Here is a 23,069-nt window from a genome sequence, read left to right as displayed (position 1 = left end):
ATGCCCGGGCTTGTCCCGGGCATCCACGTTCTTTGTGCGTCAAGGCGTGGATGGCCGGGTCAAGCCCGGCCATGACGGCGGAGAGAGGTCCTACGCCCTACGCCGCCTTGGCCTTCGCCTCCTGGATCGCGCGCCACACCCGCTCCGGGGTCAGCGGCATGTCGATGTGCTTGATGCCGTAATCCGAGAGCGCATCGAGCACGGCGTTCACCACCGTCGACAGGCTGCCGGCGCAGCCGGCTTCGCCGCAGCCCTTGCTGCCGAGCGGGTTGGTGGTGGCGGGCACCGGATGATCGCCGATCGTCATGTTGGGAACGTCCTCGGCGCGGGGCAGGGCGTAGTCCATCAGCGAGCCCGTGATCGGCTGGCCGCTCTCGTCGTAGCGGATCTGCTCCATCAGCGCCTGGCCGATGCCCTGCACGACGCCGCCATGGAGCTGGCCTGCGACCAGCATCGGGTTGATCACCGTGCCGAAATCGTTGACAGCGCTGTAGTGCACGATCTGCACCACGCCGGTCTCCGAGTCGATCTCGACCTCGGCGACGTGACAGCCGTTCGGGAACGCCGAGGCGATCGGTTCGCTGGTGTGGTCGACGTCGAGGCTGTCAGGCACGCCCTCCGGCACCTTGCCGTCATGCAAGCGCTTGGCGAGCTCCATGATGTCGATGCTGCGATCGGTGCCGGCGATCGTAAACCTGCCGCCTTCGAATTCGATGTCGGCCTCCGACGCTTCGAGCATATACGCCGCCGCGCGCTTGCCTTTCTCGATGACGAGCTTGGCAGCGCCCACGATGGCCTGGCCGCTCGCGGTGATCGAGCGCGAGCCGCCGGTGCCGTTGCCGGTGTGGACGATGTCGCTGTCGCCCTGCACCAGCTTGATGCTCTCGAAGGGAACCCCAAGCTGCGCGGTCAGCACCTGCGCGAACGGGGTGGCATGGCCCTGGCCGTAATCGAGCGTGCCGGTGATGAGCTGCACCGTACCGTCGGCATCGAACACGATCTTGCCGAGCTCGGGGCTCGGCGGCGCGGTGACCTCGAGATAGGAGCCGACCGCAATGCCGCGCAGCTTGCCGGCCTTTTTGCTCTCCTTCTTGCGCTTGGCGAAATTCTCGTGGTCGGAGATTTCGAGCGCCTTGTTGAACACGGCCTGGAAGTCGCCGCTGTCGTAGGTGACGCCGGAGGAGGCCGCGAACGGGATCTGGTTCGGCTTGATGAAGTTGCGCTTGCGCAAGGTCAGCCGGTTGATGCCCATCTCGTCGGCGGCGCGGTCGATCAGCCGCTCCATGTAATAATTGGCCTCGGGCCGGCCGGCGCCGCGATAGGCGCCCATCAAGGTGGTGTTGGTCAGCACCACCTTGATGTCGACCGCCATCAGCGGCGTGCGGTAGACGCTGGAGAAATTCTTGCCGGTATTGAGCGAGAGCGGCCCGGGCGCGACGCCGGTGATGTAGGCGCCGACATTGCCGTAGCCTTCGAGCTTGGCCGCGAGGAAATGCCCCTCGGCGTCGAGCGCGAGCTCGGCGTGGATCTTCTGCGCGCGGCCGTGGCTGTCGGAGAGGAAGGCGGTCGAGCGCTCGTCGAGCCATTTCACCGGGCGGCCCAGCGCCTTCGCCGCATACAGGATGCACATGTATTCGGGATAGTTGATGTTCTTCATGCCGAAGGAGCCGCCGACATTGGCGGTGAGGATGCGCACCTTCTCGTTCGGCACTTTCAGGTTCTTGGCGAGGTTGGCGCGGTTGCCGGCGACGCCTTGCGTCGGTACCTGCAGCGTGTAGCGCTCGGTCTGCTTGTCGTAGGAGGCAAGACCGACGCGCGGCTCCATCGAGACCACGGCGACACGGGTGTTCTCGATATCGATCCTGGTGACATGGGCGGCGCTGGCGAAGGCCGCGTTCACCTTGTCCATGTCGCCATAATGATAGTCGAGCGCCACGTTGTTCGGGATGTGCTCATAGAGCTGCGGCGCGCCGGGCTTGGCGGCTTCCTCGGGGTCGGTCACCGCCGGCAGCGGCTCGACGTCGAGCTCGACCGCCTCGGCCGCATCGCGGGCCTGCGCCAGCGTCTCCGCCACCACGAAGGCGACGGGATCGCCGACGAAGCGGACCTTGTCGGTCGCGAGCGGCTGGCGGTTGGTCTGCAGCAGGGGCGACCCGTCGCGGCTCTTCAGCGGCAGGCCGCAGGTGAAGGGGCCGTAACCGGCGGCGTCGAGATCCTTGCCGGTCCACACGCCCAGCACGCCCGGCATTGCCTTGGCGGCATCGATACCGATGCCTCGGATGATGCCATGGGCGTGAGTGGAACGGACGACCACGGCATAGGCCTGCCCGGGCAGGTTGAAATCATCGGTGTAGCGGCCCTTGCCGCGCACCAGCGTGTCGTCCTCCTTGCGGCGGACCGGCTGCCCGACGCCATATTTTTGCAGTGCAATAGCGTTTTCGAGCGTGGACGATTTGGTGTGTTCTTGCATGGAATTGACCTGAAAAGCCGGCATTTGCGCATTTTCGCGGCAGCGGGGCACCGGACTCCTCTGAGATAACCCACGCCCCTGTTCACGACAACGCACGAATGGGCATGGTCCCATGTGATGCGTTGTTGCGCATACCCGCCGCGCTGCTAATGTTTCAGGCGAAAAAGCAATTCCAGACCGGCCCGACCGGCCGCGGAAAGACAGTTTGTATGAATGACCACACGCGGCTCCGCGACGGCCATGCGCCGCACGGTGAGCTGGAGCGGTCGATGGCGACGGTGGCGTTGGCCACCGAACCGGCCGTTGGCACGTCGGGAACCGGCGTCTATGCGGCGCTGGACCTCGGCACCAACAATTGCAGGCTGCTGATCGCCTGTCCGACCCAGGACGGCTTTCGTGTCGTCGATTCCTTCTCGCGCATCATCCGGCTCGGGGAGGGGGTCTCGGCGACCGGTTGCATCAGCGAGGCCGCGATCGAGCGCGCCATCGCCGCGCTCAGCATCTGCCGTGACAAGATCAACTTGCGGAAAGCGCGCCGGCTGCGACTGATCGCAACCGAGGCCTGCCGCGCGGCCTCGAACGCCGAGGGGTTCCGCAGCCGCGTGGCGGCCGAGACCGGCATCGAGCTGGAGGTGATCGACCGCGAGACCGAGGCCGCGCTCGCGGTGCTCGGCTGCTCGCCGCTGGTCGACCCGAGGGGGCGCGGCGCGATCCTGTTCGACATCGGCGGCGGCTCGACCGAGCTGGTGCGGATCGAGCGCGACGTGGAAAATCCGGAGCCACGCATCAAGGCCTGGATGTCGATCCCCTATGGTGTGGTCACGCTCGCCGAACAGTTCGGCGGACGCGACGTGACGCCGGAGATCTACGCTGCGATGGAGCAGGAGGTCGCGAACCATGTCGCGCCGTTCGCGGAGGAGCACGGCGGCGATCTCGCCGACATGCACCTGCTCGGCACGTCGGGCACCGTGACGACGCTCGCCGGTATCCATCTCAACCTCGCCCGCTACGACCGCCGCCGCATCGACAGCATCTGGATGAACGATTCCGACATCACCGCGACCATCTACAAGCTGCTCGGCATGAGCTACGAGGAGCGCGCGTCCAACAGCTGCATCAGCGTCGAGCGTGCCGATCTCGTGCTCGCCGGCTGCGCCATCCTCGATGCGATCAGGCGCGCCTTTCCGCTGCCGCGCCTGCGCGTCGCCGACCGGGGCCTGCGCGAGGGCATGCTGGTCGAGATGATGCGCGAGGACGGCGCGCTCAGGAGCTGGTGAGATGGCCAAGGACACCACCGGCCGCTTGCACGTCCAGGTCAAGACCGGCGGCAAGCGCAAATTGTCGTCGAAGCTGTGGCTGGAGCGGCAGCTCAACGATCCCTATGTCGCCAAGGCCAAGGCAGCGGGCTATCGTTCGCGCGCCGCGTTCAAGCTCCTGGAGATGGACGACAAGTTCCGGTTCTTGAAGCCCGGCCTGGCCGTGGTCGATCTCGGCGCGGCACCCGGCGGCTGGAGCCAGATCGCAGCCAAGCGCGTCGGCTCCACGGAAGGCAAGGGCAAGGTCGTCGCGATCGACCTGCTTGAGATGCCCGAGATTCCCGGTGTCGATTTCGCGCAGCTGGACTTCATGGACAACGACGCGCCCGAAAAGCTCACCGCGATGCTGGGCGGCGGCGCCGATGTCGTGATGTCCGACATGGCCGCCAACACCACCGGCCACCGCAAGACCGACCAGCTCCGCATCGTCGGCCTGGTCGAGACCGCGGCGGCGTTTGCCTGCGACGTGCTCAAGCCTGGCGGCACGTTCCTGGCCAAAACGTTCCAGAGCGGGGCCGACGCCGACCTGCTCGCCCAGCTCAAGCGCGACTTTGCCACCGTGCGCCACGTCAAGCCGGCCGCGAGCCGGCAGGATTCCTCGGAGCGCTACGTACTGGCCACGGGGTTTCGCGGCGGGACACAGCAGTAGCCACATCATCCGTCATTGCGAGGAGCGTAGCGACGAAGCAATCCAGGCTGTTGCCGCGGAGGCATTCTGGATTGCTTCGCTGCGCTCGCAATGACGAGCGAGAAACTACCCCAGCCGCTGATCCCGCACGTCCTGCGTGTCTTCGCTCGCCGCCTTGACGGCCGCCTTCTCCGCGCCCTTGCCGGCGCCCTTGCGGCTCGCGATCTCCACGGCCTTGCGGCCGGAGATCTCGTGGCCGGCATCCGCCGGCATCTGCCAGAAGAACCAGCTCGACGCCGCCGAGGTGAGCGCGACCACGACGAAGGCCGGCGCAAAGACGGTGGCGTTAATCTCGCTGACATGGCTGAACCACATCGTGGTCTCGACGCAAGCCGCGCCGACGGCGACGCCGGCCGAGATCGCCAGCTGCTGGTTGACGCTGACCAGCGTAGTGGCGCGGCTCATCTGCGCGGTCTCGACGTCGGCATAGGCGACCGTGTTGATCGCGGTGAACTCCAGCGAGCGGAAGAAGCCGCCGACCACCAGGATGACCATGATGATGAGCAGCGGCGTCGACACCGTGAACAGCGCGCAGACGCCGAGGAAGAAGGCGCTGACGATGGCGTTCACCGTCATCAGATTGCGGAAGCCGAAGGTGCGGATGATGCGCGCGGCCAGCGTCTTCATGCCCATGGCCCCGAGCGAGGAGGCGAAGGTGACGAGGCCGGAATGGAACGGCGTCAGCCCGAAGCCGATCTGCATCAGGAGCGGCAGCAGGAACGGCAGCGCGCCGATGCCGAGCCGGAACAGGAAGCCGCCGAACACGGCCGCGCGCAGGGTCGGCAGCCTCAGCAGCGAGAAGTCCAGCACCGGCGACCCCGTGCGCCGGGCGTGCAGGACATACAGCGTCATCGAGATCGTACCGCCCACGACCAGCGCGGCCACCGTGCTCCAGGGCAGGAGGTTGAGCCCGGCCACCGAGAGCCCGAACGCGATGCCGGCAAGCCCGATTCCCGCGAGCACCATGCCATAGAGATCGAACGGCTCCCGGGTCTCGCTCTTGATGGGATCGATGAAGCGCAGCGCCATGAAGATGCCGAGCAGCCCGATCGGGATGTTGATCAGGAAGATCCAGTGCCAGGACGCGTAGGTCGTGATGAAACCGCCGAGCGGCGGGCCGATCACGGGACCGATGAGGGCAGGGACCGTCACCCAGGCCATGGCGTTGACCAATGCGCTCTTGTCGACCGAGCGCAGCAGCACGAGGCGCCCGACCGGCGTCATCATCGCGCCGCCCATGCCTTGCAGGATGCGCGCGAACACGAAATCGGTGACGGAGGTCGAGAGCGCGCAGCCGACCGAGCCGACCATGAACACCCCGACGGCGATCGCGAACACCATCCGCGCACCGAACCGGTCGGCGGTCCAGCCGCTCGCCGGAATGAACACCGCGAGCGACAGCAGATAGGAGGTGATCGCGAGCTTGAGCGTCAGCGGACTGGTGCCGAGGTCGGCCGCGATCGCCGGCAGCGAGGTGGCGATGACCGTCGAATCCATGTTCTCCATGAAGAGAGCAGTGGCGACGATCAGCGGAATGACGCGTTGCTTGTCGACCATGACGGATTGGTAATGAAATAGGGAGGAAGGGCTGCTCGCGGCTTATCACCGCCGCCCCCCTGCGACCATTGCGGATCGACGCATGGCACCTAACTCCTGCGTGACCTCGGTGTGACTATCACCGTCATTCCGGGTTCGCGACTTTGTCGCGCCCCGGAATGACGGCGGGGGGGAGGGCGTACCGAGCCTATCCCCGCTGAAAATTGCTTAAAAAGCCTGTGCATGGCTGGCCGGCGGTCCGAATTGCTTTGATTCGTCGCCCGGCCGTGCTATCGACCCGCGTCAACCCCACCGATGGGCTCCGATTCTCAAGGCGATGCCGCAAGGTACGCCGAGGGCGGCGCTCATCCATTAGCATTTGCGGCAAGGCCGCAGGAAGGAGTTGGCAAATGGCCACGGTGCAACTTCAGGGCATCCGCGAAGCCTTTACGTTCGACGACGTGCTGCTGAAGCCGGGCCTGTCGGACGTCATGCCGGGCGAGGTCGACATCCGCTCCCGCGTCACCCGCGCCATTCCGCTCAACATCCCGATCATGGCCTCGGCCATGGATACCGTCACCGAGGCGCGAATGGCGATCGCGATGGCGCAGGCCGGCGGCCTCGGCGTCATCCACCGCAATTTCGATCCCGAGGGGCAGGCCGTCCAGGTGCGGCAGGTCAAGCGCTACGAGTCGGGCATGGTGGTGAACCCGCTCACCATCAGCCCCGAGGCCTCGCTCGACGACGCGCTCAAGCTGATGAGCGACCACGGCATCTCCGGCATTCCCGTGGTCACCGGCGCCGCCAAGAACACGCCCGGCAAGCTGGTCGGCATCCTCACCAACCGCGACGTCCGCTTTGCCACCGACCGCCGGCAAAAAGTCTCCGAGCTGATGACGCATGAAGGTCTCGTCACGGTGCGCGAGAATGTCAGCCAGGAGGAAGCGCGGCGGATGCTGCATCAGCATCGCATCGAGAAGCTGCTCGTGGTCGACGAGCAATATCGCTGCGTCGGCCTGATCACCGTGAAGGACATGGAGAAGGCGGTTGCCCATCCGCTCGCCTGCAAGGATGCGCAGGGTCGCCTGCGCGTTGCCGCCGCCACCACCGTCGGCGACACCGGCTTCGAGCGTACCGAGCGGCTGATCGATGCCGGTGTCGACCTCATCGTCGTCGACACCGCGCACGGCCATTCCCGTCACGTGCTGCAGGCGGTGAACCGCATCAAGCGTCTGTCCAACTCGGTGCAGGTCGTCGCCGGCAACGTCGCCACCACCGAGGGCACCCAGGCGCTGATCGATGCGGGCGCGGATTGCATCAAGGTCGGCATCGGCCCGGGCTCGATCTGCACCACGCGCATCGTCGCCGGCGTCGGCGTTCCCCAGCTCACCGCGATCATGGACGCGGTGGAGGCGGCGAAGAAGGCCGACATCCCCGTCATCGCCGACGGCGGCATCAAGTTTTCCGGCGACCTTGCCAAGGCGCTCGCGGCCGGTGCCGACATCGCCATGGTGGGCTCGCTGCTCGCCGGCACCGACGAGACGCCCGGCGAAGTCTTCCTGTGGCAGGGCCGTTCCTACAAGGCCTATCGCGGCATGGGCTCGGTCGGCGCGATGGCGCGGGGATCTGCCGACCGCTACTTCCAGCAGGACATCAAGGACACGCTCAAGCTGGTGCCGGAAGGCATCGAAGGCCAGGTGCCCTACAAGGGCCCGGTCGGCAACGTCATGCACCAGCTCGCCGGCGGCCTGCGCGCCGCGATGGGTTACGTCGGCGCGCGCGATATGAAGGAGCTGCACGAGAAGGCCCAGTTCGTCCGCATCACCGGTGCGGGCCTGCGCGAAAGCCACGTCCACGACGTCACGATCACGCGCGAGAGCCCGAACTATCCGGGCGGGGGTTAGTTGCTTCACTCCCGGCTGCGTGTCGGTTTCGGTGCGCTCGCCTCGATGACGGTGTCATGCCCCGCGGAGGCGGGGCATCTAGTAGGCCGCGGCTTCTCGATTCAGTCACAGCCGCTCGGAGTACTGGATCGCCCGCCTTCGCGGGCGATGACAGCGCGTGTTGGGTTTGCTTCGTTCCTGCACACCTCCTAAATGATTGCGACAAAGCAATCAGGAGGAAGCCATGGCCCAAGATCAACACAGTGCCAAACGCATTGTTCTCGCCGCGCGTCCCGTCGGCGAACCCAAGCCGTCCGATTTCCGTTTGGAGGAATTCGCCATTCCGACACCGGGCGCGGGTGAAGTCCTGCTGCGCACGATCTGGCTGTCGCTGGATCCCTATATGCGCGGGCGCATGAGCGAGGGGCCGTCCTACGCTGCGCCGGTGCCGGTCGGCGGCGTGATGGAAGGCGAGGCGGTCAGCGAGGTCGCGGCGTCCAACAATCCTGATTTCGCGGTCGGCGACATCGTGCGCATTCGTTCCGGCTGGCAGACCCACGCGATCTCGAACGGCAAGGGCCTGATCAAGGTCGATCCCAAGCTCGGCCCGATCTCGACCTCGATCGGCGTGCTCGGCATGCCCGGCATGACCGCGTATACGGGCCTGCTCGACATCGGCAAGCCGCAAGCAGGCGAGACCGTCGTCGTTGCCGGCGCCTCCGGCGCGGTCGGCTCGGCCGTCGGCCAGATCGCCAGGATCAAGGGCGCACGCGCGGTCGGCATCGCCGGCGGCAAGGACAAGTGCGACTACGTCGTCAAGGAACTCGGCTTCGATGCCTGCATCGATCACCGCGATCCTGATTTCGCCGCCAGGCTGAAGGACGCCTGCCCTGATGGCATCGACGTCTATTTCGAGAATGTCGGCGGCGCCGTGTTCGAGGCGGTGTTCCCGCTGCTCAACCCGTTTGCCCGCGTGCCGGTCTGCGGCCTGATCGCCCACTACAACGACACCGAGGCCAAGCCGCCCAAATGGGCCGCCAGCATGATGCGCGCGACGCTGACCAAGCGGCTGACCTTCCGCGGCTTCATCGTGTCCGACTTCGCCGCGCGGCACGGCGACTTCCTGCGCGACATGTCCGCCTGGGTCCGTGACGGCAAGGTCAAATACAAGGAGTTCGTCACCGAGGGCCTGGAGAGCGCGCCCGGCGCCTTCATCGGGCTGCTGAAGGGCGCCAATTTCGGCAAGCAGCTGGTCCGGATCGGGCCGGACAAGGCCTGAGGCGAGTGCTTCCGAACCCACGTTGGCCGCCCCTGCGCCTAGGGCCGGGCGGCCGACGACGGCTGCAAAATCCGATTGGCAAACGCGGGAATGCTACTACCATAGGGTTAGCAGTTGGATCCTGCGATATGAGGTTGCGGGCATGCGGCGGCGCGATGTGCTTGTCGGCGGACTTGTCTGGGGGCAATTGCTGGCGGCTCGGAGGGTCCTGGCGCAGCCTGCGGCCTCCACCCGCGGGGCTGTGGTGGTCGGGGTCAACAAGACCGGCAATCTGCCCGTGCTGAGAGCGGCCGTCTCGGGCGCAAGGTCGATCGCACAGTGGCTTGCGACGGAAGATTTCGAGGTCAAGCTGATCACGGATGAGGTCGCGCCCGTCACCGGCGCAGCGGTCAAGGCGGCCGTGACGGAGTTCGTCAATCGCGGCACGCTGACACAGCTCGTGATCTACTTTTCCGGTCATGGAATTGCGTTTGGCAACAACGAGTTCTGGTTGTTGAGCGGAGCTCCGGACGATGTCAACGAGGCGGTCAGCCTCACGGAATGCGTGGCGCTTGCCGGGCGTAGCGCCGTATCAAACGTCGTGATCATCTGCGATGCTTGCCGGTCCAATTCGGACTTCGACAGCTCGCTGCTGCATGGAACGGTGATTTTCCCGTTGGGAAGCTACATTCCCGGACGTCCCTCTCCGGAAGTCGATCGTTTCTTCAGCACCCGCCCCGGCGCGCCCTCCTATGAATTGCGTCAGAAGGCGGCCGATGAGTTCCAGGGTGTCTTCACCGAGACATTTCTCGATGCCTTCCGTAAGCCTCGACCCGATATGGTGTCGACGGTCGGGGGCATGAGCGTGGTCTCGAACCGGAAGCTCAAAACGTTCCTGCTCGACGAGGTGCCGCAGCGGTTACGCGTACACAATGCGAGTCTCGCGCAATATCCCGATGCGCGTATCGAATCCCCCGACAGTGCCTACCTGGGACGCGTGCGCGGATCGGTAACGGCGGCAGTCGACCAGCCGCGAGATGTGACGCTGGTCGACGTTGCCGCCCATCAGTTCAATCGCACCGCGGTTGGAGCGCTTGCGTCGCTGCGAAATATCGATTCTGTCAGAGAGCTGGAGGTCGCTTCGAACACCGGCTTCAACGCGGCCCAGCAATCCTTGATTGTGGCGAAGCAGCCGGCCACGACCTTCAATGCACCGACCGGATTCTCGGTGACCGGCGTCCAATTGCGCGAGGCATGGCTGGCTGGCGGCAGGCAGGCGGAGATCGTTGCACCCGGCAACGGTACCGACCAGTCCGGCCTCGTGAACATTCCCGTCCAGGATGGTTCTCCAATGACGGCCGCGCTGGTGTTTGCGGACGGTAGCGGGACCGTGCTTGCCGCATTACCCGGCTTCATAGGGTCGCTCACCGTCCGCAATGGCGGTGTGGCGGACGTCACGTATGCCCCGTCGCCGTCAAGCCGGCGATGGGGCGAGTACAAGGAGGCCGGACCCCGCCTCGATCAGCTGCGGGCGCTTATGGCGACGTCGGCCCAGTTCGGCGTGCTCCGCATCGAAGGCGACCGGCAAACGCGCTCGGCGGCGGCCTCGAGACTTGCCGATCAGATTCGTGTGCTGAAGGGAATTGATCCGACGCTCGGAATTTACGCCGCCTATGCTTACGCTGATGCCAATCTGCCGCAGCAGGTCGCCTCGGTGCGGTCTTTCATGGCAGGTGACCTCGAAGGCGAGCTGTTCGATCTTGCGCTGTTGGCCGACGTACTGTCGGACAGCAGGATATCCGAGCGCGCCGTGCCATTCTGCCCGATGTTCTCGCAGGGCTGGCAGCTCATCCGCACTCGCAATGTGGTGCTTCGGGACCAGGTCCTGCGGGCCAGGGACAGCCTGCGGTCGTCGCTCTGGACCACCTTCGGTCCCCCTGGAATGAAATTGATGCTGGAAGCCCTGGCCACCGCCAGCCGATGATCGTGCGCGGCCGAAGACGGGTTCGGGGCGGAAAAGGAAAGCGATGCGTCGTCGTGAAGTTCTTGCAGGTGCGGCTGGCCTGATGTCGCTGATCGCGACGGGAGGCCGAGCGGATCCGTTTCCTGTACGTCTCGTGCTGGTACATGGTCGCTCGCAACAGGGGCTGGATCCTGTCGAGTTGCAATCGATCTGGATGGAGACGCTGAAACGCGGCGCGGCCAAGATCAATCGTACCGTCCCGGACAATCTTGAAGTAGCATTTCCCTACTACGGCGATCGTCTGGACGAACTTGCGCGCGAGGCGCAGGTGCCTCTGACCGACGACATCCAGGCGCGCGGCAGCGCGGTCGATGACGATTTCCTAAAGTTTCAGGCTTCCGTCGCGGAGTCTATCCGCAGCAAGGCCGGCATCACAGATGCCCAGGTGCAGCAGGAGTTCGGCAACAACCCGACGGCACGAGGTCCGCAGAATTGGGCATGGGTGCAGGCGATCATCCGCACCATCGATCGCTTCGGCGGCGGGCTGAGCCAGTCCGGGATCGAGCGCCTGATGCGCGACGTATTTCTCTATACGACGCGGTCAGGCGTCCGCGACCAGATCGACCGCATCGTCGGCGCCGGCTTCGATGAGCGGCCCTGCGTGGTGGTCGGGCATTCGCTGGGGTCGGTCGTAGCCTACAACGTTATGCGGACCGACCGGCGTACGCTGAACGTGCGTGCGTATGTCACGGTGGGCTCGCCGCTGGGTATCAGGGCCATCCGCGACCAACTCCGGCCGATCGGTTTTCCGGCGCCAGCCAAAGCCTGGTACAATGCGTTCGACCCCAAGGACGTGGTCGCGCTCTATCCGCTCGATGGCGCGAACTTCCCGGTCACGCCTGCCATCGAGAACTATGCGAACGTCCGCAACGGGACAGACAACCGCCACGGCATCGTGGGCTACCTCGACGATCCCGTGGTTGCGCGGCACGTTCTCGACGCACTGGGCTCCTGAACTCGCGTAAAACCCGACCGCAGGGCCTCTCATTGGTTAACAAAGAGTCACCAAATGGTCACACCTGCCCGCAAAAGCCGCAGGTGTGACCGGCTGTTCATTGACGGGCCCGCGAAGGCATTGAATCATCGCGCATATTTTGGGTGTTGCGATGTTAGAGATCAGTGTTTTCTGCGTCATCCTGCTGGCGGCCGGCTATTGGACGACCATGTTCATCATGGGCCGTCGCGACGACGTCATCCATGGCAAGTTCGTCCGTATCGACGAGGAGGGCGATTTGACCCGTCCCGCGATGCCGGCGCCGCCATTCCCGAAGCGCCCGGTCAAGGCCGCGCAACCTGCCAGGCAGCCATCCGCCAAGGATCTCGCGGCCAAGCCGGTGAACAGCGAGGCGCTACAGTCCCTGCTCGCCGCGATCCAGCAGGATCTCAAGAGCATCGCCTAAATCGCAACGCTCAGACGCTACCGCGCTCGACCATGGACAATTCGACGGCGAGCCGCTGCTCGGCTGCCGGCGGACCGGATAGCCGCGCCAGAAGCAATTCCCCCGCGATCCGCCCCAGGGCCGCTGCATCGAACGAGATGGTGGTGAGGCCGGGCGTGATCTGATCGGCGACGTCGTTGTCGCCGAAGCCGAGCACGGCGAGATCGCGCGGTACCGAAAGGCCGCGGGCGCGCGCCTCGATCAGTGCGCCGGTCGCGAGCAGGTCATTGGCGCAGAACACGGCATCGACCTCGCCGCCGCGATCGAGCAGGGCGGTGAAGGCGGCGCGGCCGTCAACGAGGCCCGTGATCTCGCCGACACCGATCTCGTGGACGATCTCGAGACCGAGCTTTGCTGCGGCCGCGCGAAAACCGTCGCGGCGGAGGGCGCCACGGCCGCTGCTGCGGCCGATGAAGGCGACGCGGCGATGTCCGGCCTCGGCGAGCCTCTGCGCCGCCATCGCGCCGGCATCCGCATTGGGCAGGCCGACCAGCATATCGATGGGATCGCGCGGAAACGCCCAGGTCTCGATCACGGGAATGCCGAGTTCGGCCAGCGCGGCCCGGTTCTCCTCGAGCTCGATTACGCCAGTGAACATCACCGCGGCGGGACGGATGCCGCGCAGCGACTGGATCATCGCGACCTCCTTGGCATAGGAGTAGGAGGTCTGGCCGACCAGCACCTCAAAACCTTCCGGCTCGAGCGTCGCGGCAAAGCTGCGTACCGCGAGGCCGAACTGCTGGCTGAGGATGTTGGAGACGAAGGCGATGACCACGTTCGACCGGCCCGAGCGCAGCGCGCGGGCATGCGGGTTGGAGGCGTAGCCGGTCGCCTCGATCACCGAAAGGATTCGCTCGCGGGTCTTCCGATTGACCTTCTCGGGGTGGCGCAGCACCCGCGACACCGTGATCGGCGCGACGCCCGCGCGCGCCGCGACTTCCTCGATACGCGGCGGCCGTCCGGTCGCATTGCTGCGGCCGGGCGGCGCCGGAATGCGCACCACGTCATCATAGCCTGGCTTTGCCGGATCGGTCATCGAATCCCGAAGTTGGTCGCGGTCGATATCGTCTCCAAAGTTCAGTGCGCAGGCAACTCCTCGCGTGACAGCGCACGGCCGACCTGGACCAGGCAGTCGCCGCTCTGGCTGTCGGTGTGCAGGCGTTGCGAGATCACGATGCCGTCGGCGGGGAAGCGCAGCGCCTCTTCGGCAAGCTCCGGGCGCTCGAAGTCGTGGTACCAGCCGGCGACGTCGCCCGCCTTGACCCGTGCACCGACGGTGACAGCTGGCTCGAACCAGCCGCGGCGCGTCGCGAACACCGCCTGGGCATGGCTCTGCAGGGCCAGCAGCTCTGTGGCGCGCTCGACCGGCGCATGCGGCCCCAGCACAGGGGCCTGGACGAGGCCGAGCGCGAGCAGCAGCCGGTCGACGGCGCGCGCGGTGAGCGCCATGGTCTGCGGCGTCACGGTGCCGCCGCCGCCGAATTCGCCGGAGAGGCCGATCGCGCCGGCGCGTGCGGCCGCCGCCATGGAGGTCGGCGCCGAGGCGCCGTTCTCGGCGACGAAGGCGAACGGCATCCCCAACCCCTCCATCAGACGTAGCGCGTGGCCGAACATCTCGGGCGGTCCCTGCCGCTCGATCAGCGCGCAAGGCACGTGCGCCATGGACGTGCCGCCGGAGTGGAGGTCGAAGACGACGTCGTGTCGCGGAAACAGCTCGTGCTCGAGGAAATGCGCCAGACGAAATGTTGGCGTGCCCGCTTCATCGCCGGGAAAGGCGCGGTTGAGATTGCCTTCGTCAAGCGGCGAGCGGCGGCGCGCCGCCATCACGGCGGGCCAATTGGCGAACGGCAGGATGGTGATCTCGCCCTTGATGGCGTTCGCATCCAACCGGCGATACAGCCGCGTCAGCGCGATCTCACCCTCATATTCGTCGCCGTGATTGCCGGCCATCAACAGCAGCTTCGGCCCGGCGCCGTTCTTGATCCGGAAGATCGGGATCTTGAGCTGGAAGTAGGGGGAGCGGTCGATCGAGAAGGGAATGCCGAGATGGCCGGACCATTTCTGGTCCTTCTCGAAGTCGATCTCGTGGAAAAGTCCGGTATGCATGGCTCGCCTCGAGGCCGCGCCGCCACCGGCGCCGGCCGCAGGTTGAAGAAAAGGGCGGCGCCTTAGAGCAAGGCGACCGCGGTCATCTCGACGCGCAGGTCGGGATCGGCGAGGCGGGCTTCGACGCAGGCGCGCGCCGGCGGATTGGCCGGATCGATCCAGGCGTCGTAGACCGAGTTCATGGTGTCGAAATCGGTGATGTGCGGCAGGAAGACGTTGACCGCAATGAGCCTGGACCGATCCGAGCCGGCTTCCTTGAGCAGAGCGTCGATCTTGGCGAGCACCTGCTGCGTTTGCGACATGATGCCGGCCTTGCGGTCATCGGCGACCTGGCCTGCGATGTGCACCATGCCGCCGGCGGCGACGGCCTGGCTCATGCGCGATCCCACGACGTAACGTTTGATCATCTCAAAACTCTCCTCGTGAAGGTGGGCTCTCACATGATGCGAGAGCCCGTCCAAAACTCACAGCGTCGGCAACGACTGCTCTTCCTTGAACCATTTCAGCTGCAGTGCGCCGAGCTTGCCGTTGAGTTTGTTGAAGAAGATGTCGGTGTTGATCCAGTTGAGCAGGTTCTGCTCGCCCTGGCGGACGCCGACATGGGCCGGCGACTGGCGGATCACGAACTTCAGCTCGACCTCCTTGGTCGGGTTCTGGTCCTGTACCTTCAGCGCGATGGCGCTGTTCTCGGCAAACGTGTCGGCCTGTCCGGCCAGATAGGCCGCAATCGCCGCCGGCGTGTCCTCGAAGCGCACCAGCTTTACCTTCGGTGCGTTGTCGGTGAGCCAGACGTCGAGCGTTGAGCCCTTGGCCACTGCCACGCTGCGGCCGTCGAGATTGTCGGGCTTCTTGGCGGTCGAAGCGGGCAGCGACTTGGCGCCGTACACGCCGAGATTGACCACCGCGTAGGGCTGCGAGAACATCACCTGTTGGGCGCGCTCCGGCGTTGCGCCGAGACCGGCGATCAGCATGTCGATCTTGTCCGACAACAGGCTCGGGATGCGCGCGGCACCCGTCACCGGGACGAGCTCCAGCTTCACACCCATGTCGGCAGCGATCAGCTTGGCGAGATCGGCGTCGAGGCCGGCGATCTCGCCCTTGTCGTCCTTGAATCCCCAGGGCGCGGCGTCGGTCAGGATGCCGACGCGCAGCTTGCCCGAACCGAGCACGTCCTGAAGCTTGTCGGCGCTGGCGAGACTTGGCGCTGCGAGAACGGCAAGCGCCGCGGCTGCGATGGTGAAGAGGGATTTCAATTTTCTCATGACTCTCTCCTTGAAGGGTGGAAGGTTCTCACTTGGCGGATGCGATGAAGCTTGCGAGCTCGGGCGTCTCGGGGCTGGCGAACAATCTTGCCGGCGGTCCCTGTTCCCAGACGCGGCCCTGGTGCATGAACACGATGCGGTTGGCGACGTTGCGGGCAAAGCCCATCTCGTGCGTGACCAGGATCATGGTCATGCCTTGCTTCGCCATCGCCTCCATCACCTTCAGGACTTCGCCGACGAGCTCGGGATCGAGCGCCGAGGTCACCTCGTCGAACAGCATGAGGTGGGGCGCCATCGCCAGGCACCGGGCGATGGCGACGCGCTGCTGCTGGCCGCCGGACAGCTGCTCCGGCCATGCGTCGATCTTGTCGGCGAGGCCGACGCGGGTGAGCACATCCTCGGCCAGCGCACGTGCTTTCGCCTTCTCGATGCGGCCGGTGAGTAGCGGAGCCAGCGTGATGTTGCGCTCGACCTTGAGATGCGGAAACAGGTTGAAGGCCTGGAACACGATGCCGACGCGCTGTCGGAATTTCTTCAGGTCCGGCATCTTGGCGTGGACCTTCTGGCCTTCCACCCGGATCTCGCCGGAATCGACGCTCTCGAGCGCATTGATGCAGCGGAGCAGCGTCGATTTGCCCGAGCCGGAGCGGCCGATGATCGTGACGATCTCACCTTCCTCGACATCGAGCGAGACGCCCTTGAGCACCTCGACCTTGCCGAATGTCTTGTGCACGTTGCGGATTTCAACGAGAGCCATCGAGGCGGGCCTCCAAGGAGCGGGACCAGAGCGTGAGCGGCAGGCACAGCGCGAAATAGATCGCGGCGACCAGCGCGTAGGTGAGCAGTGGCTGGAACGTCGCCGCGCTCACCACTTGTCCGGCGCGTGCGAGTTCGACGAAGCCGAGGATCGAGGCGAGCGAGGTACCCTTGATCAGCTGCACCAGGAAGCCCACGGTCGGCGGCAGCGAAAGCCGCAGCGCCTGCGGCGCGACGATGTGGTGGAATTGCTGCCAGGCGGAGAGGCCGAGGCAAGCGCCGGCCTCCCATTGCGCCTGCTTTACGGCCTCCAGCCCGCCCCGCCAGATCTCGCCGAGGAAGGCGGCGGTGTAGAGCGTGTAGGCGACGGTCACGGCGACGAGTGCCGGCACCTGGATGCCGAGGAAAACCGGCATGCCGAAATAGAAGAAGAACAGCAGGCCGAGCAGCGGCACGCTCTGGATCACCTGGATGAGCGCGGCCATCGTCCAGCGCAGACCGGCAAAGCGGCTGATGCGGCCCATGGCGAGCCCGAGCGCAAGCGGCGCACCGAACAGAAGCGCGAGCACGACGAGCGCAACGGTCCAGCGCAGCGCGATGAACAGCGAGGCGAAATCGATGAGGGAGAAGGATCGCATCGCTTGTCCCTCAGCGCCGCCGCGGCCAGCGGAAGGCAGCCAGACCGATGACGGCGAACAGCGCCTTGAACGACATCGCCATGGCGAAATAGACCGCGCAGATCACCGCATAGACCTCGAAGCTGCGATAAGTACGGCTCTCGATGAAGCCGGCGACGTGAAACAGCTCGTCGGCCGCGACCTGCGAGGCGAGCGAGGTGCCCAGCAGCAGCAGCACGAACTGGCTGGTCATGGCCGGATAAGCGTTGCGCAGCGCCGGCGGCAGGATGATGTGGCGGAACACCTGCCAGCCCGACAGCCCGATGCACTGGCCGGCCTCGACCTGGCTGCGCGGAATGGAATCGAGACCGGCGCGGATGATCTCGACCGAGTAGGCGCCGAAATACAGCGACAGCGCCACGGCGGCGGCCTCGAAGGCTGGCAGCTTCAACCCGAAGTTCGGCAGCACGAAGAACACGATGAAGATCTGGATCAGGGAGGGCGTGTTGCGGAACAGCTCGATGTATCCGCGCACCATCCAGCGCAGCGGCGTGATGCGGCCCTTCAGCGCGACCGCGCCGGCGATGCCGATCACGAGGCCGGCCAGCGCCGAGATCACGGTCAGCTCCAGCGTGACGATGGCGCCCTCGATGAGCTGGTTCTGATAGCGCCACAGCGGCAGGAAGTTCATCGCGCTGCTCTCAGCCGAACTGGGTGGGAAGGGCGCGCGTTACGACCCCATCGGCGTCGAGGCCGAGGATGACGCGCCAGCGGTCGAGGCAGGTGCAGGGATGCGAGATGCCCAGGGCGATGATGTCGCCGACTGCAAGCGCGGCTTCGGGTGTGACCGACAGGAACGCGTGCTGGTCGTTGAGACGGGTCACGGCGAGCGCAGCGGCAAGCCCGTGCAGTTCGACGCCATCGCGGAATACGCGCAAGGGCACGGGCAGTCCCTGGTCGAACGAGGCGTCGCGCATGCCGAAGCCGGCGATCGCAAGTCCGTCTTCGGGACGCGACAGCACCTCGGCCCAGAGCGTCAGCGCGGGACGAAAGCTCTGCGCGGCGGAGTGGAGCAGGCCGTCGATGAGGAGGCCTCCGCGCCGGTCGACTTCCGCGAAGGCGCGCGCATAGATGCCGTGGTCGGAGAAGAACAGCGCGCCCGAGCGCAGGATCACACTCGCGTTGCCATCGGCCTGCGCCGCCGGCGTCAGTGTCCGCGCGACGATATCGAAATAGGCGGAGCCGCCTGCGCTCAGGATCAGCGGTCGCTGCGGGGCGGCGGCGCGCACCCGCGCCAACGCCTCGATGGTGCGCCCCAGCAGCGTCGCGATGGCGCGCATCGTCGCCTCGGGGTCGGACGTTGCGGCCGCGCCCTCATAGGTCGCGACGCCGCCGAGCACGAGCCGGTCGGCTGCGAGCACGGCCGCTATCGTCGCCTCGATTGCGGCGCGATCGCGTGCGCCGGCGCGGCCAGCACCGAGCTCGACCAGCACCGACAATTCCCTGCGGCCTGCGATCCGCGCGGCTTCAGCGAGCGCTGCGACCGCGGCCGGTGAATCCGCGAAGGCGTGAAATTCGACGTCGGGATAGGCGCTGAGCAGCGTCCCGAGCCGTCGACCGGCCGCGAGCCCGCCGATCTCGTTGGCCAGCAGCAGGCGTCGCTCGCCGCTTGCGAGCAGCACGGCGGCCTGCTGGGCATTGGCGACCGTCGTGCCCCAGGTGCCGGCTGCGCGCAGCGAGCTCGCGAGCTCCGGCGACATCGGCGTCTTGGCATGGGGAGCAACGCTGACGCCGGCGCTCGCGCACCATCTCAGGAAGAGGTCGCGGTTGGCCGCGAACGCGGCCTCGTCCAGGGTGAGGGCGGGGAGGGCCAGATCACCGCGCGATGGTGACCAGCGCTGGCGGCCAATGTCCTCGGTGGCTGCGCCATCGACCAGAGGGATGCCCCGCGTCGTCGTCGAAAGGCGTTGGCTATCCCACCGGGACAAGAACTGCATCGTCGCTCCCTCGGCGGCCCTTCGCCGCCGGAATGAAAGATATGTCCGTATGACAACGTTGTCATTAGCCAAATCTAATCATTCTTGGGATAAATCCGGTGCATTGAGGTATTTAGATAAAGATTCGTGCCTGCGAATTGGGCTAGTGCTCGCCGCCCATCTGGGCGAGGAGCTCTTCGACGTCGACATCGACTTGGCCCGCGGCCCTGACGTGGCGGACCTCGAAACTGTCGGGGCGGAAGCGATATTCGACCAGGCCGACTTCCTTGATCGCGATCCTGTCCTGCCGCCGATCGTTGATGATGAAGCCGGCCGACGGCGCCCAGACATGGCGGGTGTGGCGCCAGGTGAAGTCGCGCCGCTGGTGCACGTGGCCGCTGGCGACGAGGCGCAGATCGATCGTCCCGAGCATCTCGATCAGCCGTGCCCGTGCCGGCTGCGGCACGTAGCGGATCGAGGTCTCCGGCGTCTCGGGATCGTCGGGCAGGTCGAGAAACAGCGGCTTGTGCAGGAACAGCGCAACCGGCCTGCCGCTCGTGCGCGCGAGCTGGGCGCCTAGCCAGTCGAATTGCTCCGCCTCGAAAGCGAGCGCTGAATTCATCACCAGTGAATTGAGGCCGATGAAGCGCCAGCCCGCGGCCTCGAATGCCCAATGGTCTTCGCCGATGATGTCGCAGAACTGCCGGCAATGCGCCTCGCTGACCGGCGGCTTCGGCGCCGGCCCGATCGCGGTCGGATTATCGCCGATGTCGTGATTGCCGGGGATGTAACGGCACGCGACGGGAAGGGCGTCGTGCAGGCCTTTCGCGAAGACCATATCGTCGCGGCCGGTCGGTCCGTCGAAGGCGACGTCGCCGGTGTTGACGACGAGATCGGGCCTCTCGGCGTCGATACGCTCGCAAACCCGATGGAAGTTGGCGATCAGGCCGGGGAAGCGGCGGCCGAGATGGGTGTCGGAAATCTGCGTCAGGCGAAATTCGGACATGCGATCAACTTACCCGTTGTCGCGCGTCGGAACGATGACGGCGCCGGCATGGATCGCAACGAACAAAGTTTAAAGCACGCGGTAGCGGATCGTGTAGCCGTCCTGCGGCGCGATGGGACCTGCGAGCGGCGAGGCGATGCGGTCGGCGAGGTGCCAGGGCCCGAACTCCAGGGAGCGATGCGGTTCGGCGGGCAGGCGGAGGCGGAACTCGAACGTCCCCTTGCCCGGCAGGTTCACGACCAGCATGCGGTCCGCGGTGCGGTGGTTGAGCGCGACCGCGCCGCGCAGCAGGGCGCGGCCGTCGGCGAGGTCGCGCACGCCGCCGATCAGCGCCAGCGTCTGGTTGCGGTCGGTGTGCAGCTCGATCTGGCTGTCGGCCGCCGCCGTCAGCATCTCCCGGGGCATGCGGATCTCGAACTCGACCGCCGGCTTGGACGGATTGAGACCGAGATAGGCAAGCGCGGCATGGCGCATGTCGTAGGCGGCAAAGGCGAACAGAGCGAGCGCGGCGAGCGCCGCAAGGCCATGGCGGGCCACGTCCCGCCAGCTCCGGTAGTTCAAGCGGAAGTACACCGTCATCGCCAGCGCGACTGCGAGCGCCATCGCGATGCCCGACAGCGCCGACATCAGGATTCCGAGCTGGCCGTCGGCGGATTCGGTCCATAGTCTGGACAGGGTGGTCATGGCGCCATCTCGCCTTGGGGCCCCGAGTGGGCCGAAATCGCTTCAACTTTCGGTGGTTGGTCGCAAGATCGGGAAGGCCGGTTCAACTCGCTGATTGTCAGCGTTGGAAGTCGCGGCTAATGACGGTCCGCGACGTTTCGCCTTCCGGGAAAGTTCCGATGTCCGTTCAAATGGTCTTGCTGCCGGTCTTCGTCCAGATCGGGCTCACCTTCGCCCTGCTGATCGGCATGGTGGTCGCGCGCCGCAAGACGCTGGTCTCGGGCGAGACCAAGATCCGCGACATTGCGCTCGGCGAGCCGAACTGGCCCAAGGGCGCCACCCAGATCGCCAATTGCTACCGCAACCAGTTTGAGCTGCCGGTGCTGTTCTACGTCCTGATCGCGCTGGCATTGCCGTTGCGCCGCGCCGATCTCTTCATCGTGCTGATGTCCTGGGTGTTCGTGGTGACGCGTTTCGCCCATGCCGGGGTGTTCGTCTCCTCGAACGATCTCGGCCGGCGCTCCACGGTCTGGCTCGCCGGCGTGCTGGTGCTGCTCGCCATGTGGATCTACTTCGCGCTGAAGCTCTTGTTGCTGATCTAGGCGCTCGCCTGCCAATGCTGATCTGAAAGATCCAGAATGACCCCCGCTGCCCGGCTGTCCGCAGCCATCGAACTGATCGACACCATCGAGAAAGACCGCGTGCCTGCGGCCAAGGCGCTGAAGGAGTGGGGCACCGCGCACCGCTTCGCCGGTTCCGGCGACCGCGCCGCCATCGCCGGCCTGGTCTGGGACGTGCTGCGCCGCTACGCCTCGAGCGCGTATCTGATGGATTCAGATACCGCGCGGGCGCGGCTGATCGGCATGCTCCGGCTTGAGCGCGACATGGACGCGGCGACGATGGGCGCGTTGTTCGACGGCAGCCGCTTTGCGCCTGCGCCGCTGACGGAGGCCGAAGCGGCCGCGCTCGCCTCGCGGTCCCTTGAGGGGGCGCCGGCCGCGATCGCCGGCGACTATCCCGAATGGCTGGATCCGCACCTTGCAAAGGTGTTCGACGAGGACCGCGCGGCGGAGGCGGCCGCGATGGCCAGCCGGGCCCCGCTCGACCTTCGCGTCAACACGCTAAAATCCAATCGCGACAAGGTGCTGCGCAATCTTTCTCATCTTCATGCGAAACCGACGCCGTGGTCCGCAACCGGCTTGCGCATCGAGCTTTCGGCCGATGCACGCAACCCCGGCATCCAGGCGGAAGAGGATTTCATCAAGGGCGCCGTTGAAGTGCAGGATGAGGGATCGCAGCTGGCGGCCCAACTCACCGCGGCAAAACCCGGCGAGCAGGTGATCGACCTCTGCGCCGGCGCCGGCGGCAAGACGCTGGCGCTCGCCGCCCTGATGCAGGGCAAGGGCCGGTTGATCGCGACCGATCGCGACAAGCGCCAGCTCGCGCCGATCCACGAGCGGCTGTCGCGCGCCGGCGTTCACAATGCCGATGTGCGCTCGCCCAAGGGCGAGGCCGATTCCCTCGCCGACATCCGCGCCTCGGCTGATCTGGTCGTGATCGATGCGCCCTGCACGGGAACCGGAACCTGGCGCCGCAACCCCGATGCGAAATGGCGGATGCGCCCCGGCGCGCTGGAGATCCGCCTGCGCGACCAGGCCGAGGTGCTGGCGCGTGCGGTTCCGCTGGTGAAGCCGGGCGGCCGCATCGCCTACATCACCTGCTCGGTGCTTGCGGAAGAGAACGGCGAGCAGGTGAGGGCGTTCGTCGCGCGCCATGGCGAGTTCGCGATCGTGCCGCCCGAGCAGACCGCAAGCGTGCTCTGGGACAAGGCGGACGATTTTGCGCAGGCCGCACGACGCTCGGACGAAGGCTGGCTGATGACGCCGCGGCGAACCGGCACGGACGGGTTTTTCGTCTCGGTGCTGAGGAAAACGGCCTGATCAACCGTCATTCCGGGTTCTCGCTTCGCGAGCCCCGGAATGAAGGGGGAAAACAAAAGCCCCGCGAACCGGATCCCGGTCGCGGGGCCTTTTAACTCTGGCGTTCTGCCGGTACGTCCGTGGTCAGAAC

21 protein-coding genes are annotated in these 23,069 nt (G+C 66.1%); 9 read left to right on the top strand and 12 right to left on the bottom strand.

All coding sequences use genetic code 11. The features are described from left to right. Positions 1 to 97: 97 nt before the first annotated feature. Positions 98 to 2,470 carry a xanthine dehydrogenase family protein molybdopterin-binding subunit gene (locus AC066S_RS10395; RefSeq protein WP_478269583.1) on the bottom strand — a complete coding sequence of 791 codons (2,373 nt, stop codon included), beginning with the start codon at positions 2,468 to 2,470 and terminating at the stop codon, positions 98 to 100. Positions 2,471 to 2,679: 209 nt separating this feature from the next. Here AC066S_RS10395 and AC066S_RS10390 point away from each other — a divergent pair, with 209 nt between their 5' ends. Then, positions 2,680 to 3,747: a Ppx/GppA phosphatase family protein gene (locus AC066S_RS10390; protein WP_478269582.1), complete on the top strand. Its 1,068-nt coding sequence runs from the start codon at positions 2,680 to 2,682 to the stop codon at positions 3,745 to 3,747. 1 nt (position 3,748) lies between these two features. Further along, on the top strand, positions 3,749 to 4,435 hold the full coding sequence (locus tag AC066S_RS10385; protein WP_126261107.1) for an RlmE family RNA methyltransferase: 687 nt from the start codon (positions 3,749 to 3,751) through the stop codon (positions 4,433 to 4,435). Positions 4,436 to 4,540: 105 nt separating this feature from the next. On the opposite strand, the gene AC066S_RS10380 is transcribed toward AC066S_RS10385, so the two are convergent. Further along, positions 4,541 to 6,031, bottom strand: a complete 1,491-nt coding sequence (locus AC066S_RS10380) for an MFS transporter (RefSeq protein WP_126261106.1) — start codon at positions 6,029 to 6,031, stop codon at positions 4,541 to 4,543. A 389-nt stretch (positions 6,032 to 6,420) separates the two neighbouring features. Between AC066S_RS10380 and guaB the strand changes: the two genes are divergently transcribed. From guaB to AC066S_RS10355, 5 genes are all read left to right on the top strand, one after another. Further along, a complete protein-coding gene (gene guaB, locus AC066S_RS10375; RefSeq protein ID WP_126261105.1) occupies positions 6,421 to 7,914 on the top strand; it encodes an IMP dehydrogenase in 1,494 nt (497 codons plus the stop codon). Between the two features lie 223 nt (positions 7,915 to 8,137). Continuing rightward, complete coding sequence (locus tag AC066S_RS10370; RefSeq protein WP_126258709.1) at positions 8,138 to 9,172, top strand: NADP-dependent oxidoreductase; 1,035 nt, start codon at positions 8,138 to 8,140, stop codon at positions 9,170 to 9,172. Between the two features lie 142 nt (positions 9,173 to 9,314). Further along, complete coding sequence (locus tag AC066S_RS10365; RefSeq protein WP_478269581.1) at positions 9,315 to 11,135, top strand: caspase family protein; 1,821 nt, start codon at positions 9,315 to 9,317, stop codon at positions 11,133 to 11,135. Between the two features lie 43 nt (positions 11,136 to 11,178). After that, on the top strand, positions 11,179 to 12,129 hold the full coding sequence (locus AC066S_RS10360; RefSeq protein ID WP_135168421.1) for a lipase family protein: 951 nt from the start codon (positions 11,179 to 11,181) through the stop codon (positions 12,127 to 12,129). 151 nt (positions 12,130 to 12,280) lie between these two features. Continuing rightward, positions 12,281 to 12,574: a hypothetical protein gene (locus AC066S_RS10355; RefSeq protein WP_478269580.1), complete on the top strand. Its 294-nt coding sequence runs from the start codon at positions 12,281 to 12,283 to the stop codon at positions 12,572 to 12,574. A gap of 10 nt (positions 12,575 to 12,584) precedes the next feature. Here the strand turns inward: AC066S_RS10355 and AC066S_RS10350 are convergent, their stop codons facing one another. The 10 genes from AC066S_RS10350 to AC066S_RS10305 all read right to left on the bottom strand — a co-directional run bounded on the left by AC066S_RS10350 (position 12,585) and on the right by AC066S_RS10305 (position 21,020). Beyond that, positions 12,585 to 13,649 (bottom strand): LacI family DNA-binding transcriptional regulator, encoded by a 1,065-nt coding sequence (locus AC066S_RS10350; RefSeq protein WP_126258705.1) that lies wholly within the window; start codon positions 13,647 to 13,649, stop codon positions 12,585 to 12,587. A gap of 41 nt (positions 13,650 to 13,690) precedes the next feature. Further along, positions 13,691 to 14,719: a succinylglutamate desuccinylase/aspartoacylase family protein gene (locus AC066S_RS10345; protein ID WP_478269579.1), complete on the bottom strand. Its 1,029-nt coding sequence runs from the start codon at positions 14,717 to 14,719 to the stop codon at positions 13,691 to 13,693. 62 nt (positions 14,720 to 14,781) lie between these two features. Further along, complete coding sequence (locus AC066S_RS10340) at positions 14,782 to 15,126, bottom strand: RidA family protein (protein ID WP_478269578.1); 345 nt, start codon at positions 15,124 to 15,126, stop codon at positions 14,782 to 14,784. Between the two features lie 57 nt (positions 15,127 to 15,183). Continuing rightward, positions 15,184 to 15,981, bottom strand: coding sequence for a transporter substrate-binding domain-containing protein (locus AC066S_RS10335; RefSeq protein WP_478269577.1), 798 nt, complete (start codon positions 15,979 to 15,981; stop codon positions 15,184 to 15,186). 28 nt (positions 15,982 to 16,009) lie between these two features. Further along, the gene (locus AC066S_RS10330) at positions 16,010 to 16,738 is read right to left on the bottom strand and encodes an amino acid ABC transporter ATP-binding protein (protein ID WP_478269576.1); all 729 of its coding nucleotides are present in this window, start codon (positions 16,736 to 16,738) and stop codon (positions 16,010 to 16,012) included. Further along, positions 16,725 to 17,375 carry an amino acid ABC transporter permease gene (locus AC066S_RS10325; RefSeq protein ID WP_126258700.1) on the bottom strand — a complete coding sequence of 217 codons (651 nt, stop codon included), beginning with the start codon at positions 17,373 to 17,375 and terminating at the stop codon, positions 16,725 to 16,727. Before AC066S_RS10325 ends, AC066S_RS10330 begins: the two co-directional genes overlap by 14 nt. 10 nt (positions 17,376 to 17,385) lie before the next feature. Next, positions 17,386 to 18,045 carry an amino acid ABC transporter permease gene (locus tag AC066S_RS10320; protein WP_135168424.1) on the bottom strand — a complete coding sequence of 220 codons (660 nt, stop codon included), beginning with the start codon at positions 18,043 to 18,045 and terminating at the stop codon, positions 17,386 to 17,388. A gap of 10 nt (positions 18,046 to 18,055) precedes the next feature. Further along, a complete protein-coding gene (locus tag AC066S_RS10315; RefSeq protein ID WP_478269575.1) occupies positions 18,056 to 19,351 on the bottom strand; it encodes a type III PLP-dependent enzyme domain-containing protein in 1,296 nt (431 codons plus the stop codon). Positions 19,352 to 19,493: 142 nt separating this feature from the next. Further along, complete coding sequence (locus AC066S_RS10310; RefSeq protein WP_478269574.1) at positions 19,494 to 20,336, bottom strand: metallophosphoesterase family protein; 843 nt, start codon at positions 20,334 to 20,336, stop codon at positions 19,494 to 19,496. Between the two features lie 69 nt (positions 20,337 to 20,405). Then, on the bottom strand, positions 20,406 to 21,020 hold the full coding sequence (locus AC066S_RS10305; protein WP_478269573.1) for an acriflavin resistance protein: 615 nt from the start codon (positions 21,018 to 21,020) through the stop codon (positions 20,406 to 20,408). A gap of 158 nt (positions 21,021 to 21,178) precedes the next feature. On the opposite strand from AC066S_RS10305, the gene AC066S_RS10300 reads away from it, so the two are divergent. Both AC066S_RS10300 and AC066S_RS10295 read left to right on the top strand, forming a co-directional pair. Then, positions 21,179 to 21,601 carry an MAPEG family protein gene (locus AC066S_RS10300; RefSeq protein WP_135168427.1) on the top strand — a complete coding sequence of 141 codons (423 nt, stop codon included), beginning with the start codon at positions 21,179 to 21,181 and terminating at the stop codon, positions 21,599 to 21,601. Positions 21,602 to 21,637: 36 nt separating this feature from the next. Further along, entirely contained in the window at positions 21,638 to 22,939 is a 1,302-nt protein-coding gene (locus AC066S_RS10295) for an RsmB/NOP family class I SAM-dependent RNA methyltransferase (RefSeq protein WP_478269572.1), read from the top strand. Positions 22,940 to 23,069 lie beyond the last annotated feature (130 nt).

It is taken from the genome of Bradyrhizobium sp. CFUWI (assembly GCF_056429085.1).
Note: the sequence above shows the minus strand (reverse complement) of the source record. Positions and strands in the feature narration are given on the sequence as shown.

Bases quoted from the DNA above. Each gene is read 5' to 3' on its own strand.
- AC066S_RS10395 (WP_478269583.1), bottom strand. From the start codon at position 2,470: ATGCAAGAACACACCAAATCGTCCACGCTCGAAAACGCTATTGCACTG.
- AC066S_RS10390 (WP_478269582.1), top strand. From the start codon at position 2,680: ATGAATGACCACACGCGGCTCCGCGACGGCCATGCGCCGCACGGTGAG.
- AC066S_RS10385 (WP_126261107.1), top strand. From the start codon at position 3,749: ATGGCCAAGGACACCACCGGCCGCTTGCACGTCCAGGTCAAGACCGGC.
- AC066S_RS10380 (WP_126261106.1), bottom strand. From the start codon at position 6,031: ATGGTCGACAAGCAACGCGTCATTCCGCTGATCGTCGCCACTGCTCTC.
- guaB (WP_126261105.1), top strand. From the start codon at position 6,421: ATGGCCACGGTGCAACTTCAGGGCATCCGCGAAGCCTTTACGTTCGAC.
- AC066S_RS10370 (WP_126258709.1), top strand. From the start codon at position 8,138: ATGGCCCAAGATCAACACAGTGCCAAACGCATTGTTCTCGCCGCGCGT.
- AC066S_RS10365 (WP_478269581.1), top strand. From the start codon at position 9,315: ATGCGGCGGCGCGATGTGCTTGTCGGCGGACTTGTCTGGGGGCAATTG.
- AC066S_RS10360 (WP_135168421.1), top strand. From the start codon at position 11,179: ATGCGTCGTCGTGAAGTTCTTGCAGGTGCGGCTGGCCTGATGTCGCTG.
- AC066S_RS10355 (WP_478269580.1), top strand. From the start codon at position 12,281: ATGTTAGAGATCAGTGTTTTCTGCGTCATCCTGCTGGCGGCCGGCTAT.
- AC066S_RS10350 (WP_126258705.1), bottom strand. From the start codon at position 13,649: ATGACCGATCCGGCAAAGCCAGGCTATGATGACGTGGTGCGCATTCCG.
- AC066S_RS10345 (WP_478269579.1), bottom strand. From the start codon at position 14,719: ATGCATACCGGACTTTTCCACGAGATCGACTTCGAGAAGGACCAGAAA.
- AC066S_RS10340 (WP_478269578.1), bottom strand. From the start codon at position 15,126: ATGATCAAACGTTACGTCGTGGGATCGCGCATGAGCCAGGCCGTCGCC.
- AC066S_RS10335 (WP_478269577.1), bottom strand. From the start codon at position 15,981: ATGAGAAAATTGAAATCCCTCTTCACCATCGCAGCCGCGGCGCTTGCC.
- AC066S_RS10330 (WP_478269576.1), bottom strand. From the start codon at position 16,738: ATGGCTCTCGTTGAAATCCGCAACGTGCACAAGACATTCGGCAAGGTC.
- AC066S_RS10325 (WP_126258700.1), bottom strand. From the start codon at position 17,375: ATGCGATCCTTCTCCCTCATCGATTTCGCCTCGCTGTTCATCGCGCTG.
- AC066S_RS10320 (WP_135168424.1), bottom strand. From the start codon at position 18,045: ATGAACTTCCTGCCGCTGTGGCGCTATCAGAACCAGCTCATCGAGGGC.
- AC066S_RS10315 (WP_478269575.1), bottom strand. From the start codon at position 19,351: ATGCAGTTCTTGTCCCGGTGGGATAGCCAACGCCTTTCGACGACGACG.
- AC066S_RS10310 (WP_478269574.1), bottom strand. From the start codon at position 20,336: ATGTCCGAATTTCGCCTGACGCAGATTTCCGACACCCATCTCGGCCGC.
- AC066S_RS10305 (WP_478269573.1), bottom strand. From the start codon at position 21,020: ATGACCACCCTGTCCAGACTATGGACCGAATCCGCCGACGGCCAGCTC.
- AC066S_RS10300 (WP_135168427.1), top strand. From the start codon at position 21,179: ATGTCCGTTCAAATGGTCTTGCTGCCGGTCTTCGTCCAGATCGGGCTC.
- AC066S_RS10295 (WP_478269572.1), top strand. From the start codon at position 21,638: ATGACCCCCGCTGCCCGGCTGTCCGCAGCCATCGAACTGATCGACACC.